The following is a 15894-nucleotide window of genomic DNA, read 5'->3' as shown; positions in this document are numbered from 1 at the left end:
ACCCTAGAGTGTGTTGGGTTGGGCACAAAGAAGCCCAACAGCGGTCGATCAGGCCTGAAAGCTGATATGTCCGTCCACCAGGGTGTAGCGCACCGCCCCCGGTAAGCAATGGCCAATAAATGGGCTGTTCTGGCCTTTGGAGAACCAGGTTTCTCCCGCTAGCGTCGAGGCATTGGCATCAAACAGCAGCACATCGGCTGGGCTACCCACCGCCAGTTTGCCAGCCGGTAGACGCAAGGCGTCCGCTGGCCCAGCACTTAGGCGCGCGAGCAAGGTCGGCAAATCAAGCAAGCCATCCTGCACCAAGCTCATGGCCAGCGGCAGTAACAGCTCTACGCTGCTGATGCCCGGCTCAGTCGCACCAAACGGCGCCAACTTAGCATCGGCTTCATGCGGTTGGTGGTGGCTGGCGATGGCTTGAATCACCCCAGACTTCACCGCCGCCCGCAGGCCATCACGGTCGGCCGCGGTGCGCAGCGGCGGTTGTACGTGATACAGGCTTGAGAAGTCGATCAGCGCCTCATCCGTCAGAATCAGCTGATACAGCGCCACATCGGCAGTCACTGGCAGGCCGCGGGCCTGGGCGTCGGCAATCAACTGCGCGCCACGGGCACTGGTGAGCTGGCTGAAGTGCGCGCGCACGCCGGTCTGTTCCACCAGCAGCAGGTCGCGGGCCAGGGCCACGGTTTCGGCAGTTTCTGGAATGCCGGGCAAGCCCAGGAAGCTGGCGGTGGCGCCTTCATGGGCCAGGCCGCCTTCGGCCAGATCACGGTCTTGCGATTGCAGTACCACCGTCAGGTCGAAGGTGGCGGCGTATTCCATGGCGCGGCGCAGGGTGCGGTTGTTGTGGAAACTGTCGAGGCCATCGCCAAAGGCAACGCAGCCGGCATCGCGCAGTGCTACCAGCTCAGCCAACTGCTCACCGGCCAGGCCTTTGCTCAGGGCACCAATCGGGAACACTTTGGTGTGCCCGGCGCTGCGGGCGCGGTCGAGGATCAGCTCGGCCACCGCCGAGGTATCCAGAATTGGTTTGGTAAACGGTGGGCAGCACAGGCTGGTGACGCCGCCAGCCGCAGCGGCCAGGGTCTCGCTGGCGATGCTGCCTTTGCGGCTGTAGCCGGGTTCACGCAGGGCGACGTTCAAGTCGACCAAGCCAGGGCTGGCGATCAGGCCGTTGGCGTCGATGCTTTTATCGGCGGCAAAGCCGGCGGGCTTGCTGCCAATGCCGGCGATTTTGCCGTCGGCGATAAACAAGTCGCTGACCTGGTCCAGGCCACTGGCCGGGTCGATCACCCGGGCGCCGAGGATTTCGATGCGCATCAGTTTTGCTCCTCAGCGTTTTGTTGGGCCTGTGCTTCCTGGTTGAGCAGGCGTTGGGTGGTTTGTCCGCTCATGGCCATCGACAGCACGGCCATACGAATGGCGATGCCGTAGGTGACCTGGTTGAGAATCACCGACTGCGGGCCATCGGCTACCGCCGACTCAATTTCCACGCCGCGGTTGATCGGGCCTGGGTGCATCACCAAGGCATCCGGCTTGGCCAGTTTCAGCCGTTCGCTGGTCAGGCCATACAGGCGGTAGAACTCGCCTTCGCTGGGCAGCAAGCCGCCGGTCATACGCTCGCGTTGCAGGCGCAGCATGATCACCACGTCGACATCTTTCAGGCCTTCGGCCAGGTCGGTGTAGATATTTACCCCGTACTGCTCAATGCCCACCGGCAGCAGGGTTTTCGGCCCGATTACGCGGATATCCGGGCAGCCGAGGGTTTTCAGCGCGAGCATATTGGAGCGGGCTACGCGTGAATGGAGGATGTCGCCAACGATGGCCACCGACAGATTTTCAAAGCTGCCTTTGTGCCGGCGGATGGTCAGCATGTCGAGCATGCCCTGGGTCGGGTGCGAGTGACGGCCGTCGCCGCCGTTGATGATCGCCATGTCCGGGCACACGTGCTCGGCGATGAAGTGGGCGGCGCCTGAGTCGGCATGACGCACCACAAAAATGTCCGCCGCCATGGCTTCGAGGTTGCGCAGGGTGTCGAGCAGGGTTTCGCCCTTGCTGGTGGAGGAAGTCGACACGTTCAGGGTGATGACGTCCGCCGACAGCCGTTGCGCCGCCAGTTCAAAGGTGGTGCGGGTGCGCGTGGAGTTCTCGAAGAACACATTGCACACCGTTTTGCCGCGCAGCAGCGGCACTTTTTTTACCGCGCGGGCGCCGACTTCAAGAAAGGAGTCGGCGGTATCGAGAATTTCGGTCAGCAACTCGCGAGGCAAGCCATCAAGCGAGAGGAAATGGCGCAGCTGGCCCTGGTCGTTGAGCTGCAGCGGGCGCTTGGCGTCGGTCGGCGTCATGGGGGCGGTCTCAGTGGGCGGCGCTATCAGTGGGTGGAGCTAGTCGGGGCTTGGTGCTCAAGGGTGAGCGGCGCGGGGCCGAGCAATTTTACCCGCTCATCGGCAGCCAGCGACAGGGTGGCGCCGACCACATCGGGGCGAATCGGCAGTTCGCGCGAGTTAAGGTCGAGCAGGCTGACCAGGGTCACGCTGGCCGGGCGGCCGTAGTCGAACAGCTCGTTGAGGGCGGCGCGAATGGTGCGCCCGCTCATCAACACGTCGTCCACCAGCACCAAGTGCTGGCCTTCGATTTCGAACGGCAGCACGGAGGGGCGCACTTGCGGGTGCAGGCCATTCTGGGTGAAGTCATCGCGGTAGAACGAGACATCAAGGATGCCCAGCTCGGTGTCGCGGCCTAGCACTTGCAACAGCGCCTGCGCGACCCACACGCCACCGGTGTGAATGCCAATAAAGCGCGGTTCGCTGATGTTTCGCTTGGCCAGGTGCTCGGTCAACGCGCTGGCCATTTGCGGCAGCAGCTCGGCGGGGTTGGGTAGCTTCATGGTGTCTCCTTGAATCGCGAAAACGCGGGGCTTCAGGCGCCGGTATGTTCGGCCAGCCAACCTTCGAGCAAAAGTGCGGCGGCCAGGGCGTCCACCGGATTGTCCTTGTAGCCGCCACGTTGGCCTTGCTGCAGGCGTTCGCCTTTGGCGGCGTAGGTGGTCAGGCGTTCGTCGTGGGTGTGCACCGGCAGGTTGAAGCGGCCATTGAGGCGGCGGGCGAATTTTTCCGCGCGCTCGCTCATGTCGCTGGGCGTGCCGTCCATATTCAGCGGCAGGCCAACCACGATGGCATCTGGCTGCCATTCGCGCACCAGGGCTTCGACTTTCTGCCAGTCCGGCACGCCATTTTGTGCTTTGAGCACGCAAAGCTCGCGGGCCTGCCCGGTAATCACCTGGCCGACGGCAACGCCAATCTGCTTGGTGCCGTAGTCGAAGCCGAGCAGCAGGCGCAGCGGTTTATCGGCCATCAGGCGTGCCCAGCTTGCGAGGTCAGCAGGCTGAGGTTAACCCCCAGGCGGGCTGCGGCGGCGGCCAGGCGTTGATCAAAGGGGGTGTCGAAAAGAATCTGCGGGTCGGCGGGGCAGGTGAGCCAGGTGTTGCCGATCAGCTCTTGTTCCAGTTGGCCCGCTTCCCAGCCGGCGTAGCCGAGGGCAATCACGTATTTTTCCGGGCCGTGGCCATCGGCGATGGCGAAAAGCACGTCTTGCGAGGTGGAGAGTGCCAGCTCGCCCAGTTCCATGGTGGCCTGAAATTGCTCGCCAGCGGGATGCAAGACAAACCCTCGCTCGGTCTGTACCGGGCCGCCGGAGAAAATCGGCAGGCTTTGGCAAATGGTTGGCGGCAGTGTTTCCGGGCGCAGTTGCTCAAGCACATCGGCGAGCGTCAGGCCATTGGGGCGGTTGATCACCAGGCCCATGGCGCCTTCGGCGTTGTGCTCAATCAGAAAGGTAACGGTCTGCGCGAAATTCGGATCGGCCATGTGCGGCATGGCAATCAGAAAATGGTTTTTCAGGTAGCTGGGGTTGGCGTCTTTCATGGCGCGTAGTTTGGCCGCTGGATGGTGGGCCTGACAAGCCGCGCGGCCGTTTGCAGGGCGCGGTTATTTGCTGGAAAGCTTGTCGCCGCGCTCAAAGCGCCAGGTGCGGATGATTTCCAGGCGGTCGATATCCGAGAGGTCGCCGGTAAACGGGGAAAACGGCGCGGAAAGCCGCACGATTTTTAGCGCGGCTTGATCGAGCAGCGGCTGGCCGGACGATTCCAATACCTGCACTTCATACAAGCTGCCGTCGCGGTTGATCGACACCAGCAAGCGCAGGTTGCCGTAAATCCGCTGGCGGCGAGCTTCATCCGGGTAGTTCAGGTTGCCGATACGCTCGACCTTTTTACGCCACTCATCTTTGTACCAGGCGCCTTTGTCGCGCATGGTTGAGGCGGCGTTCAGGCGGTGAATTTTCGGGCGTTTGGCGTACAGCTGTTGCTCTTGGGCCAATTCCGCTTCCAGGCCGGAAATTTCGGCAGACAGCTGTTCGCTATCAAACGCCGGCGCTTTGCGTGCGTCGGGCTGGGGTTTGGTTTCTTCGCGTTTGACTGGGGTTTTCTGCTGCTTGGGTGCTGTGGTGGCGACTGCCGCTTTCGGCGCTTCTGCCTTGGTCGCGGGCGCTGGAGCAGTGGGCAGGGTGATGCGTTTGACTTCTTTGTCCTGGAATAGCGCCTGCTCGGTGGTTTTCGGCGCTGCTTTTTTATCCAACGTGCCGCTGCCCTGTTGGTTGTCCTGTGCGAGGTAGTCGGCCTCTTTCGGCGCTTCCTTGCTCTTGAAGGTGGACAGGGTGATTTCCAGGGTTTTGCTGATCTGGCTGGGCGGCACAATGGTAAAGCTGACGCCGAGAATCAATGCCGCATGCAGGGCGGCAGCGAGAAACAGGGTAAAGCCCAGCCGGTCCGCAGGGCGGACGCCGTAATCAGAAAGTTCGGGCGGGAGTGCGGTCGCGTTCATCGCTCAACGGGGCTTGTTCAGGTTGCCGCGCAGTCTGCCGAGGGCTTGGCGAAAAGTCTATGAAGCACTGCGCGCCTTGGTGATGCACTGGGCATTTCTGCGTTGTGGGTCTCGCGGTGCTCTGCTGCGCTGCTTTTTATAGCAAGGCGCAGCAGGGCGGCGGAGGTTTTAGCGGGCGGCGAGTTGCGCTGCAATGGCGTCCATCAGTTGCTCGCCGATCTTGGTGTCGAAGGCGTTGTCGATCTCGCGGATACAGGTCGGGCTGGTGACGTTGATTTCCGTCAGGTGCTCGCCAATGACATCCAGGCCAACAAACAGCAGGCCTTTTTCACGCAATGTCGGGCCAACCTGGGCGGCGATCCAGCGATCACGCTCGGTCAGCGGCCGTGCTTCGCCGCGCCCGCCGGCCGCCAGGTTGCCGCGGGTTTCGCCGGCGGCGGGAATACGTGCCAGGCAATAGGGCACCGGCTCACCGTTAATCATCAGAATGCGCTTGTCGCCATCCTTGATCGCCGGCAGGTAGGCCTGCGCCATAATCTGCTGCTGGCCGAGGTTGGTCAGGGTTTCAAGGATCACCGACAGGTTCGGATCGCCCTCGCGGTGGCGAAAGATCGACGTTCCGCCCATGCCATCCAAGGGTTTGAGAATGATGTCACGGTGCTCTTTGGCAAACTCGCGCAGAATGTCGGCACGGCGGCTGACCAATGTGGGCGGCGTGCAGTGTGGGAATTGCGTGGCAAACAACTTTTCGTTGCAGTCGCGCAAGCTCTGGGGGCGGTTGACGATCAACACCCCGGCCCGCTCCGCTTGCTCCAGCAGGTAGGTGCTGTAGACGAATTCCATATCGAAGGGTGGATCCTTGCGCATCAGGATCACATCCAAGTCGCTCAAGGGCGCGTCGGTTTCATCGCTCAGCTCGAACCAGTGCTCAGGATCGGCAAAGACTTTAAGCGGGCGCATACGCGCTTTGGCAACTCCCGCGACCTGGTACAGGTCGTGCTGCTCCATGTAGAACAACGACCAACCACGGGCCTGAGCGGCCAGTAGCATGGCCAGCGAGCTGTCCTTCTTATAGGAAATGCCCGAAATCGGGTCCATGACTATGCCGAGGCGAACGCTCATGGGGTGGATCCTCCGCAAAACGAATGCGACAGGTGAAACCTGTCGAGACTAGACTGTGTGGCGCCAGGGTGGCGCTGGCGACCACTTCGGTCAAGGAAAAACCTTACGCATCTGGGGCTTATAGATTGCTTCTAGAGAGTGTGCTAAAAAGGCCTACGATTGGGTCGCAGCCCGTAGCTGGTAGGCCTCAGGCGCACTGAAAACGTAGAAATATAACGACTCATCGAGGCGATGGTAGGACAGACATGGAACAGCATTCCGAAGGATTAAGGGTCATGGTCATCGACGATTCGAAAACGATTCGTCGCACCGCTGAGACCCTGCTGAAAAAGGTGGGTTGTGAAGTGATCACCGCCGTCGATGGTTTCGATGCGTTGGCCAAGATCGCTGATACACACCCCAATATCATTTTTGTCGACATCATGATGCCGCGGTTAGATGGCTATCAGACCTGCGCCCTGATCAAAAATAACAGTGCTTTCAAGTCCACCCCGGTAATCATGTTGTCCTCTAAGGACGGTCTGTTCGATAAGGCCAAGGGCCGTATCGTGGGTTCCGATCAGTACCTCACCAAGCCTTTTAGTAAGGAAGAGTTACTCGGTGCCATCAAGGCTCACGTCCCAGATTTCACCCCGGTGGAACAAGCATCTTGACGTTTGGCCGCTAAGGCGGTGACGCAAACTTCCATAGGGATACACCATGGCTCGCATTCTGATTGTTGATGACTCCCCCACCGAGATGTACAAACTGACCGCCATGCTGGAAAAGCACGGCCATCAGGTACTCAAGGCGGAAAACGGCGCTGATGGCGTGGCACTTGCCCGTCAGGAAAAGCCCGACGCTGTATTGATGGATATCGTGATGCCGGGCCTCAATGGCTTCCAGGCCACCCGTCAGCTGACTAAAGATGCTGATACCAATCACATTCCGGTCATTATCGTCACCACCAAAGACCAGGAAACCGATAAGGTCTGGGGCAAGCGCCAAGGCGCGCGTGACTACCTGACCAAACCGGTAGACGAAGATACGCTGCTGAAAACCTTGAATGCCGTGCTGGCCGGTTAAGCCGCCAACACGCACATAAAAACTAGAAGGTTCGGCCCCATGTCGGATGTACAGACTCCCTTTCAGCTTCTCCTCGAGATCGACCAGCGTTGTCGATTGCTGGCTGCCGGCTTGCCGTCGCAGCGTGCCGTGGTGCAGACCTGGAGCGGAATCGGTTTTCGTATGGGCGACCGTCTTTTCGTAGCACCGATGGGCGAAATCGGCGAAGTGCTGCACGAACCCCGCTTCACCTTGCTGCCTGGCGTTAAAAGCTGGGTTAAAGGTGTGGCTAACGTACGTGGACGCTTGCTGCCGGTTATGGATATGTGTGGCTACTTTGGTACCGAGCTCTCGCCGCTGCGCAAGCAACGTCGGGTGCTGGTGGTAGACCACCAAGAAGTTTTCGCTGGCCTGACCGTCGACGAAGTGTTTGGTATGCAGCACTTCCCGGTGGACAGCTTTTCCGAGCAGTTGCCAGCGCTCGAAGCGGCTATTGAGCCCTTCATACATGGGGTTTTTCAACGCGAACAGCCTTGGCTTGTGTTCAGTCCTCACGCGCTGGCACAGCACCCGGGCTTTCTCGACGTTGCGTTTTGATTGATTTAGGTTGGGTCGGCATTTGCCGGCCCTTTGGCGTTACATGGGAAATCGTAGTGCGGTGGGTCCAGGCGGGGGCCAAAAAATGAAAAAACTGAACGCAGGCAATCTATTGGCTGGAGTGCGTAGTAGCTCGTTGATCGCGGGGCTGTTTATTGTCCTGATCGTGTCGATCGTGCTGCTGTTCGCCAACTTCGCCTACATCAACACCCAGTCGAACTACGACAAGGAATACATCAGCCACTCCGGTGAGCTGCGTGTGCTCTCCCAGCGTATTGCGAAGAACGCCACGGAAGCGGCGGCCGGTAAGACAGAGGCGTTTGCCCTGTTGAAAGACGCCCGCAACGACTTCGAAAAGCGCTGGAGCTTCCTGGTTAGTGGCGACAACACCACCGGCCTGCCACCAGCGCCTGCCATTGTTAAGGCAGAAATGGATGCGGTGCAGCAAGACTGGGACAGCCTGCGTAAAAACAGTGACGCCATTCTCGCCAGTGAACAAACCGTACTGTCCCTGCACCAGGTAGCCGCCACATTGGCCGAAACCATTCCGCAGCTGCAGGTCGAGTACGAAGAAGTGGTCGACATCCTGCTGGAAAGCGGCGCGACCGCTGCCCAGGTATCGGTTGCTCAGCGCCAGTCGCTGTTGGCCGAACGTATCCTTGGTTCGGTGAACAAGGTACTGGCCGGTGACGAAGACTCGGTACAAGCCGCCGACATGTTCGGTCGTGACGCCAGCCTGTTCGGTCGCGTACTCAAGGCGATGATCGAAGGCAACGCCGCCATGAAGATCACCAAGGTCAGCGACCAGGAAGCCTTGGAGCGCTTGTCCGAGATTTCCGAGCTGTTCGAGTTCGTATCCGGTTCGGTGGACGAGATTCTCGAAACCTCGCCAGAGCTGTTCCAGGTTCGTGAGTCGGCCAGCAGCATCTTTACCGTTTCGCAAACCCTGTTGGACAAAGCCTCCAAGCTGGCTGAAGGGTTTGAAAACCTGGTGAGTGCTCGTTCGATGAACACCCTGGCCGGTTATGTGCTGGGCTTGCTGGCAATTGCCTCGATCGTTCTGATCGGTCTGGTAATGGTTCAGAGCACCCGCAGCCGACTGGCTGAAACCGCTGAGAAAAACGAACGTAACCAAGCGGCGATTCTGCGACTGCTCGATGAAATTGCCGACCTCGCGGACGGTGACCTGACAGTAGCCGCGACCGTAACCGAAGACTTCACCGGCGCCATCGCGGACTCGATCAACTACTCGATCGACCAGCTGCGCGACCTGGTAGCCACGATTAACTTGACCGCTGTACAGGTGGCCGCCGCCGCCCAGGAAACACAGGCAACGGCCATGCATCTGGCAGAAGCATCCGAGCACCAAGCGCAAGAAATTGCCGGTGCATCGGCGGCGATCAACGAAATGGCCGTGTCCATTGACCAAGTATCGGCGAACGCCTCGGAATCCTCCGCGGTAGCAGAACGTTCCGTAGCCATCGCCAACAAGGGTAACGAGGTGGTGCACAACACCATCACCGGCATGGATAACATCCGTGAGCAGATCCAGGACACCTCCAAGCGTATTAAACGCCTCGGTGAATCGTCCCAGGAGATCGGTGACATCGTTAGCCTGATTAACGACATTGCTGACCAAACCAACATCCTCGCACTGAACGCCGCGATCCAGGCATCCATGGCCGGTGACGCCGGTCGAGGCTTCGCCGTGGTAGCGGACGAGGTACAACGCCTCGCAGAACGTTCCTCCGCTGCAACCAAGCAGATTGAGGCACTGGTTAAAACGATTCAGACCGACACCAACGAAGCGGTTATCTCCATGGAGCAAACCACTTCCGAAGTAGTGCGCGGTGCACGCCTGGCACAAGACGCCGGTGTGGCACTGGAAGAGATTGAAAAGGTATCCAAGACCCTCGCGGCCTTGATCCAGAACATCTCCAACGCAGCCCGTCAGCAAGCGTCCTCCGCTGGCCATATCTCCAACACCATGAACGTGATCCAGGAGATCACCTCGCAGACGTCCTCGGGTACCACCGCGACCGCCAAGAGCATTGGTAACTTGGCCAAAATGGCCAGTGAGATGCGTCGTTCGGTTTCTGGTTTTACCTTGCCAGAAGCAGCGGACCAGGCCTGATCGAGGGGAGCGCGATGACCTGAAAGGGTCATCGCCATTGGGCCATGAGCGAGGGAGACGGCATGCAACCGAGCGGGGCGCCGAGTGGGGCTTGGACCCTAAAGCCTCTGGTCGACATGACGCCGGCAGAATTCCACGACTGGCAAGCGCTGCTGGAAGAGCGCACCGGCGTGGTGATCAACGAACAGCGCCAGGCTTTTTTACAGACCAACCTCAGCGCACGCATGCGTGAGCTGCAGGTGGCGGACTATGCCAGCTACTACCGGCAAGTCACCGATGGTCCGCGTGGTGCCGTGGAATGGTCGACCCTGCTGGACCGCCTGACGGTTCAAGAAACCCGTTTTTTCCGCCATCGCCCTTCGTTTGAAGTGCTTGAGCAATACCTGGCGTTGCGCCTGGCGCGCGCCACCCCTGGCGAACAGCCGTGGGCCTTGTGGAGTGTGGGCTGCTCCAGTGGTGAAGAACCGTACTCCATGGCCATTAGCGCTGCGGAAGTGCTGCGTGATAGCGAGCTGCCCGACCATTTTGGTGTGACGGGCACCGATATCAGCATGAATGCGTTGAGCAAAGCGCGTGAGGCCGAATACGCCGCACGCAAGTTTGAGCAGATGGATATAGACCTGTGCGAGCGCTACTTCAGCGCGCAGGACGATGGACGTTTAAAAGTAATACCGAGCCTTGCCGCACGCGTTTGTGTGGCCAGGCTCAACGTGCTGGAGTTGGCCAAAGCGCCAATGGCCGGCATGGATGTCATTTTCTGTCAGAACTTGCTGATCTATTTTCGTCGCTGGCGCCGCCGCGAAATCCTTAACCGCCTGGCTGAACGCTTAGCGCCAGGTGGGTTGTTGGTAGTCGGTGTTGGTGAAGTGGTCGGTTGGCAGCACCCGGACTTGGAGCCGGTGGCCGACGAGCGAGTGCTGGCTTTTACCCGAAAGGGGTAACGTGCGGTTTATGAGTGGAGTTGCTATGGGTGATCGGCACGATTATGTCGCCCTGGAGTGGGTTAAAGGCGAGATCGCAGAAACCCTGAAACAGGCACGGCAAGCCCTTGAGGCGTTCGTTGAGAACCCCGAGGACTCGACGCGCATGCGTTTCTGCCTGACCTATGCGCACCAGGTACATGGCACTCTGCAAATGGTGGAGTTCTACGGCGCAGCCCTGCTCGCCGAAGAAATGGAGCACCTGGCCCAGGCCTTGATGGAAAACCGCGTCAGCAACCAGAACGAAGCCCTGGAAGTGCTGATGCAGGCCATTCTGCAGCTGCCGGTGTACCTCGACCGCATTCAAACCGCGCGCCGCGACCTGCCGATGGTGGTGTTGCCGCTATTGAACGACCTGCGTTCGGCCCGTGGCGAAAAACTGCTGTCGGAAACCAGCCTGTTCTCCCCGGACATGACCGTGCGCCAGCCGGCGCTGTCGGCTGATTCCCTGGCGCAACTGCGCACTGCTGAACTGCCGGTGCTGCTGCGCAAGCTGCGGCAGATGCTGCAGATGGCCCTGATCGGCGTTATCCGCAATCAAGACCTGGGCACCAACTTGGGCTACATGGCCCGGGTGTTTGCGCGCCTGGAAGTGCTGTGCAAAGACGCCCCGCTGGGCCCGCTGTGGCAGATCGCCTCGGGCATCGTTGAAGGCCTGTCTAACGGCAGCGTGCTGAATGGCGCTTCCGTGCGTACCTTGCTGCGTCAGGTCGATAAAGAGCTCAAGCGCTTGCTGGAACAAGGTGCCGATGGCATCAACCAGGCCGCGCCGGATGAGCTGACCAAGAACTTGCTGTTCTACGTCGCCAAATCCACCACCCAATCGCCGCGTATCCGTCACCTCAAGGAACAATACCGCCTCGACGAAGCGCTGCCCGACGACGATATCGTCGACGAAGAGCGCGCCCGTTTGGCTGGCCCCGACCGTGACGCCATGCGTTCAGTGGTGGCTGCCCTGTGCGAAGAGTTGGTGCGGGTTAAAGACAGCCTTGATCTGTTTGTACGCAGCGACCGCAGCAAAGTCGCCGAGCTCGACAGCCAACTGGCGCCGCTCAAGCAAATCGCCGACACCTTGGCAGTATTGGGCTTTGGCCAGCCGCGCAAAGTGATCCTCGACCAGATCGATGTGGTCCATGGCCTGTCCCTTGGCCAGCGTGAGCCAAGCGATGCGGTGTTGATGGATGTTGCCGGCGCTCTGCTGTATGTCGAAGCGACCCTGGCCGGTATGGTTGGCCCCGCCGAAGACGGTCGCCGTGAAGAAAGCCATCTGCCGACCACCGACGTTGGGCAGATTCACCAGTTGGTGATTAAGGAAGCGCGCAACGGCCTGGAACAGGCCAAAGACGCGATCATCGAATTTATTGCCTCGCAGTGGAACCACGAGCACCTGGCCCGCGTGCCAGAGTTGCTGACTCAAGCCCGTGGCGGCTTGGCGATGATTCCGCTGGAGCGCGCTGCGGCGCTGCTGCAAGCCTGCAACCGCTATATCCAGGAACAACTGCTGGCGCGCAAAGCCGTGCCGAACTGGCAGAGCCTGGACACCCTGGCCGACGCCATCACCAGCGTTGAGTACTACCTCGAACGGTTGAGCGAAGACCACGCCGCCCAAGGCGACTTGATTCTCGACGTCGCCGAAGAAAGCCTGGAAACCCTGGGTTACCCGCTTAAAGAAAAACCGTCGATTCTCGACCGTGTCGAGGAGCCGGAAGCCTTCGCACCACTCGCCGACCCGATGCACGACATCGAAGTGTTGGCCGATGAGCCGGCTGAACCTGAGCTTGAGCTGGCCGTTGAACCTGAAGCAGTTGAAGAAGGTGCGCTCGGAGAAAGTGCATTTGAAGCCGAGCCGTCGTCGTTTGAATCCGATTTCGCGGTGATTGAAGAAAGCTTCAACCTTGAAGATTTGCCGGTGGTCGACAGCGAGAGCCCAGTTGTTAGCGGTGACGCTGGTGGCATTGAGTTTTCGTTGGAAGATTTGCCCCTCGTCGACTCCTCCGCAGGGGGGCGCACAGCGCACCCTACGGATGAGGCTGAGCTGAGCCTGGAAGACAGCTGGAACCTGGAAGAATTGCCCGCAGCGCCTGGCGAGGTGGTTGAACTCAGCGCCTTTGACGCGCCTTCGGAACTGGTCGAGTTGCCAAGCCTGGAGTTGAGCGACGAACCCGTGGAATGGAGCGCCGATACTGCGCTCGATCTGGATGAGCTGAGCTTCACCGAAGGCAACGACAACCCCGCCGACTGGAACGCAGCCGAACTGGCCGAGTTGGAGTTGCCGGAAGTTGAACTGCCGGGCGCCGAGCCCGAAGTGGCAGCGCCCGCCCCAGCGCTGGAAAAACCGTTGTCGATGGCCGATGTGATGGCCGCGCCGGTGCAAGCGATCAACCCGCCTGCCCAGGACGTACCGCCAAGCCTGTTGCCGCCACCGGAAGGTGAAGAGCCGATCGACGAAGACCTGCTGGAAGTCTTTATCGAAGAAGTTGGTGAGGTGCTGGAAACCATCGCCGAGTACTTGCCGCAATGGCGTGCAGACACCGAGAACAAAACCGCGCTTACCGAAGTGCGGCGTGCTTTCCACACCCTTAAGGGCAGTGGCCGCATGGTACGCGCACTGGTGATCGGCGAGCTGGGTTGGTCCATCGAAAACCTGCTCAACCGCGTGTTGGATCGCAGCATTCAGCCTGACGACGACGTGCAGGAAGTGATCGCCGACGTGGTGGCGATCATGCCGTCGCTGGTCGACGAATTTGCCGCCAAGGCCCAACGCCAGCGTGACGACGTAGATGCCCTGGCCGCCACCGCCCATGCCTTGGCACGAGGTCAGCGCCGCCCAAAACCTGAAGCCCCGGTGCCCGTGCAGGCAGCCGACGCCGTGGGCGATAGCGTTACTGTTGCGGGGGCTGCTGTCGCGAGCGCCGAAATTGAAGCGCTCGATCCACAGCTGATTGAGATTTTCCGCAACGAAGCGGAAACGCACCTGGACACCATCGTCGGCTTCCTCGCCGATTGCGCCCAGGAACTGCCGCAGGAAATCACCGACAACCTGCAACGTGCCTTGCACACCCTCAAGGGCAGCGCCCATATGGCCGGCATTTTGCCGATTGCCGAAATCGCTACCCCGCTGGAAAAGCTGGCGAAAGAATTCAAGACCAACCTGATTCCATTTGATCTGGCCGAGGCCGAGCTGCTGCACACCGCTGAGCAGCTGTTCCGTCAGGGCCTGGAGCAGTTGGAAAGCAATCCGTTGGCGCCGATTGAAGGCGCCGCCGAGTTCCTGGAGCGGGTTAATAAACTGCACCACGAGCGTCTGGAAAGTGCCCAGTCGGCACGCCATGACCCGGAAGGCACGGACAAGCGCGATCCGCAGCTGATCGGCATCTTTCTCTCCGAAGGCATGGATATCCTCCTGGACGCGGAAGACCTGCTGCGCAAATGGCGTGAGCACCCAACCGAGCGTCAAGAACTCAGTGCCCTGTTGGATGAACTGACCACCCTCGGCCGTGGCGCCGAAATGGCCGAGCTGCCGCAAATCGATGAACTGTGCGAGGCCCTGTTGGACCTCTACGGCGCCGTCGAAGAAGGCAGCCTGGCTGTTAGCGAACGGTTCTTTAGCGAAGCCGAAGCTGCCCACGAAGCACTGATCAGCATGATGGATCAGGTGGCTGCTGGCCTGCAGGTAACCGCTGAGCCACAGCGCGTAGAAGCCTTGCGCGTACTGCTTAGCGAAGCCCTCGACCCGCAAACCCTGGCCCTGCTGACCCCCGATGGCGAAGCTGGGCTGAACATCGTTGAGTTGGACGCCGCCACTTCCGAACTGGAAATGGCCGAGTGGAACAATGAGGCGGCTAGCGATGAGCCTGAGCAGGAATACGACCTGTCGGCCTTCGATGCGTTGCCAAATGTTGAAGAGCTGCCCGTCGAAGACGTACCACCTGTGGTGGAAGAGCTGGCGGCAGTTGCCGAACCAGCCCCAGTTGAGCCGCTGGCGGTAGACGATGTGCCGGCCGTGCAAGAGCTGCTGCCAGCGGTGGACGAGTTAGCCGCCATTGAGCCTGCGCCGACACCGGTTGCCGCTGCACCCGTGGACCCGCTCGATGAAGAGATGGTGGAAATCTTCCTCGAAGAGGCGGTGGATATCCTCGAAAGCTCCGGCCAAGCGCTGGACCGTTGGTTGGGCGACCCGGATAACAACCTAGCGTTGTCCTCCCTGCTGCGTGATTTGCACACCCTTAAAGGGGGCGCGCGCATGGCTGCCATTCGCCCAATTGGCGATTTGGCCCACGAGCTGGAAACCCTTTACGAAGGCCTGGTCGATCGTCGCTACAGCTACTCGCCCGTGCTCGCCGGTCTGCTGCAACGCAGCCACGACAAGCTGGCGATCTTGCTGGAGCAATTGCAGGCGCAGCAGCCCCTGCTGGATCCGGCGAAGCTGATTCAAGACATCAAGGACTTCCGCCAAGGCGGCGGTAAAAGCCTTTCCGCCGCAGCCGTGGTGTTGCCACCGGAAGATGAGCTGACCCTGGAAGAAGTGAGCTTCGACGAGCTGCCGGCGCAGACGCTGGCGGTTGAGGAACTCGACCTTGCTGATCTTGAGCCGCTAGAAGAAGCGCCAAGCGTTGAGACCGAACTGCCGGTTGAAGACGTCGATCTGCCTGCCGCCGAAGATGCGCTTGAAGAGCTGCCTTTGGTTGAGCCGCTGCTCGACGAGCTGGAACCCGAAGTAATCAGCTTCGAGGAAGTGGCGGCTGGCCCCGAGTTTGTTGTTGAGTCGCCGGAAATCTTGATTGAAGAAGACCAGGCGCTGGACGGTGAATTTCTGCCGGAAGCTGAGTTGCTCGCCCCCGAGGTAAACGAGCCGGTTGGCGAAGAAGTCGAGCCCGCTGTATTCGAGCCTGAGCCCGTTGTTGAACCTGTGGTGCAGCAACAGCCGCCGGTTTATGAAGCGCCAGCACCGACCGCTTTCGACGACGATCGCGATCCGGAACTGGTGGAAATCTTCCTTGAAGAAGGTTTCGACATTATCGACAGCTCCAGCGCCGCCCTGCAGCGTTGGAAAGATGACCTCGATAACAGCCTGGAGCTGGAGTCGTTGCAGCGCGACCTGCACACCCTCAAGGGTGGTGCGCGCATGGCCGGC

The 15894-nt window shown here is 60.2% G+C and carries 13 protein-coding genes; 6 read left to right on the top strand and 7 right to left on the bottom strand.

Annotated elements, in window-relative coordinates:
- Nucleotides 1–48: 48 nt before the first annotated feature.
- The 7 genes from AAAB16_RS09670 to gshB form a co-directional block, all read right to left on the bottom strand.
- Nucleotides 49–1320 carry a dihydroorotase gene (locus AAAB16_RS09670; protein WP_340663137.1) on the bottom strand — a complete coding sequence of 424 codons (1272 nt, stop codon included), beginning with the start codon at nucleotides 1318–1320 and terminating at the stop codon, nucleotides 49–51.
- Complete coding sequence (locus AAAB16_RS09665; RefSeq protein WP_340663136.1) at nucleotides 1320–2348, bottom strand: aspartate carbamoyltransferase catalytic subunit; 1029 nt, start codon at nucleotides 2346–2348, stop codon at nucleotides 1320–1322. The genes AAAB16_RS09670 and AAAB16_RS09665 overlap by 1 nt, the downstream gene beginning before the upstream one ends.
- A 26-nt stretch (nucleotides 2349–2374) precedes the next feature.
- Nucleotides 2375–2890 carry a bifunctional pyr operon transcriptional regulator/uracil phosphoribosyltransferase PyrR gene (gene pyrR, locus AAAB16_RS09660; protein ID WP_340663135.1) on the bottom strand — a complete coding sequence of 172 codons (516 nt, stop codon included), beginning with the start codon at nucleotides 2888–2890 and terminating at the stop codon, nucleotides 2375–2377.
- A 32-nt stretch (nucleotides 2891–2922) separates the two neighbouring features.
- A complete protein-coding gene (gene ruvX, locus AAAB16_RS09655; protein WP_110615311.1) occupies nucleotides 2923–3360 on the bottom strand; it encodes a Holliday junction resolvase RuvX in 438 nt (145 codons plus the stop codon).
- A complete protein-coding gene (locus tag AAAB16_RS09650; protein ID WP_340663134.1) occupies nucleotides 3357–3926 on the bottom strand; it encodes a YqgE/AlgH family protein in 570 nt (189 codons plus the stop codon). The genes ruvX and AAAB16_RS09650 overlap by 4 nt, the downstream gene beginning before the upstream one ends.
- A 63-nt stretch (nucleotides 3927–3989) precedes the next feature.
- Nucleotides 3990–4883: an energy transducer TonB gene (locus AAAB16_RS09645; protein ID WP_340663133.1), complete on the bottom strand. Its 894-nt coding sequence runs from the start codon at nucleotides 4881–4883 to the stop codon at nucleotides 3990–3992.
- A 168-nt stretch (nucleotides 4884–5051) separates the two neighbouring features.
- On the bottom strand, nucleotides 5052–6005 hold the full coding sequence (gshB, locus tag AAAB16_RS09640; protein WP_340663132.1) for a glutathione synthase: 954 nt from the start codon (nucleotides 6003–6005) through the stop codon (nucleotides 5052–5054).
- Nucleotides 6006–6250: 245 nt separating this feature from the next.
- On the opposite strand from gshB, the gene pilG reads away from it, so the two are divergent.
- From pilG to AAAB16_RS09610, 6 genes are all read left to right on the top strand, one after another.
- Nucleotides 6251–6658, top strand: coding sequence for a twitching motility response regulator PilG (gene pilG / locus AAAB16_RS09635; protein ID WP_108094981.1), 408 nt, complete (start codon nucleotides 6251–6253; stop codon nucleotides 6656–6658).
- Nucleotides 6659–6704: 46 nt separating this feature from the next.
- On the top strand, nucleotides 6705–7070 hold the full coding sequence (gene pilH / locus AAAB16_RS09630) for a twitching motility response regulator PilH (RefSeq protein ID WP_108094980.1): 366 nt from the start codon (nucleotides 6705–6707) through the stop codon (nucleotides 7068–7070).
- 39 nt (nucleotides 7071–7109) lie between these two features.
- Nucleotides 7110–7646: a chemotaxis protein CheW gene (locus AAAB16_RS09625; RefSeq protein WP_340663131.1), complete on the top strand. Its 537-nt coding sequence runs from the start codon at nucleotides 7110–7112 to the stop codon at nucleotides 7644–7646.
- Between the two features lie 85 nt (nucleotides 7647–7731).
- Entirely contained in the window at nucleotides 7732–9780 is a 2049-nt protein-coding gene (locus AAAB16_RS09620; RefSeq protein WP_340663130.1) for a methyl-accepting chemotaxis protein, read from the top strand.
- 44 nt (nucleotides 9781–9824) lie between these two features.
- On the top strand, nucleotides 9825–10721 hold the full coding sequence (locus AAAB16_RS09615; RefSeq protein ID WP_340663129.1) for a CheR family methyltransferase: 897 nt from the start codon (nucleotides 9825–9827) through the stop codon (nucleotides 10719–10721).
- A gap of 25 nt (nucleotides 10722–10746) precedes the next feature.
- On the top strand, nucleotides 10747–15894 hold a 5148-nt coding region (locus tag AAAB16_RS09610; protein WP_340663152.1), incomplete at its 3' end, for an Hpt domain-containing protein.

Origin of the sequence: Pseudomonas sp., assembly GCF_037994325.1 — a bacterium.
GTDB lineage: Bacteria > Pseudomonadota > Gammaproteobacteria > Pseudomonadales > Pseudomonadaceae > Aquipseudomonas.
This window is presented reverse-complemented; position numbering and strand designations above follow the sequence as displayed.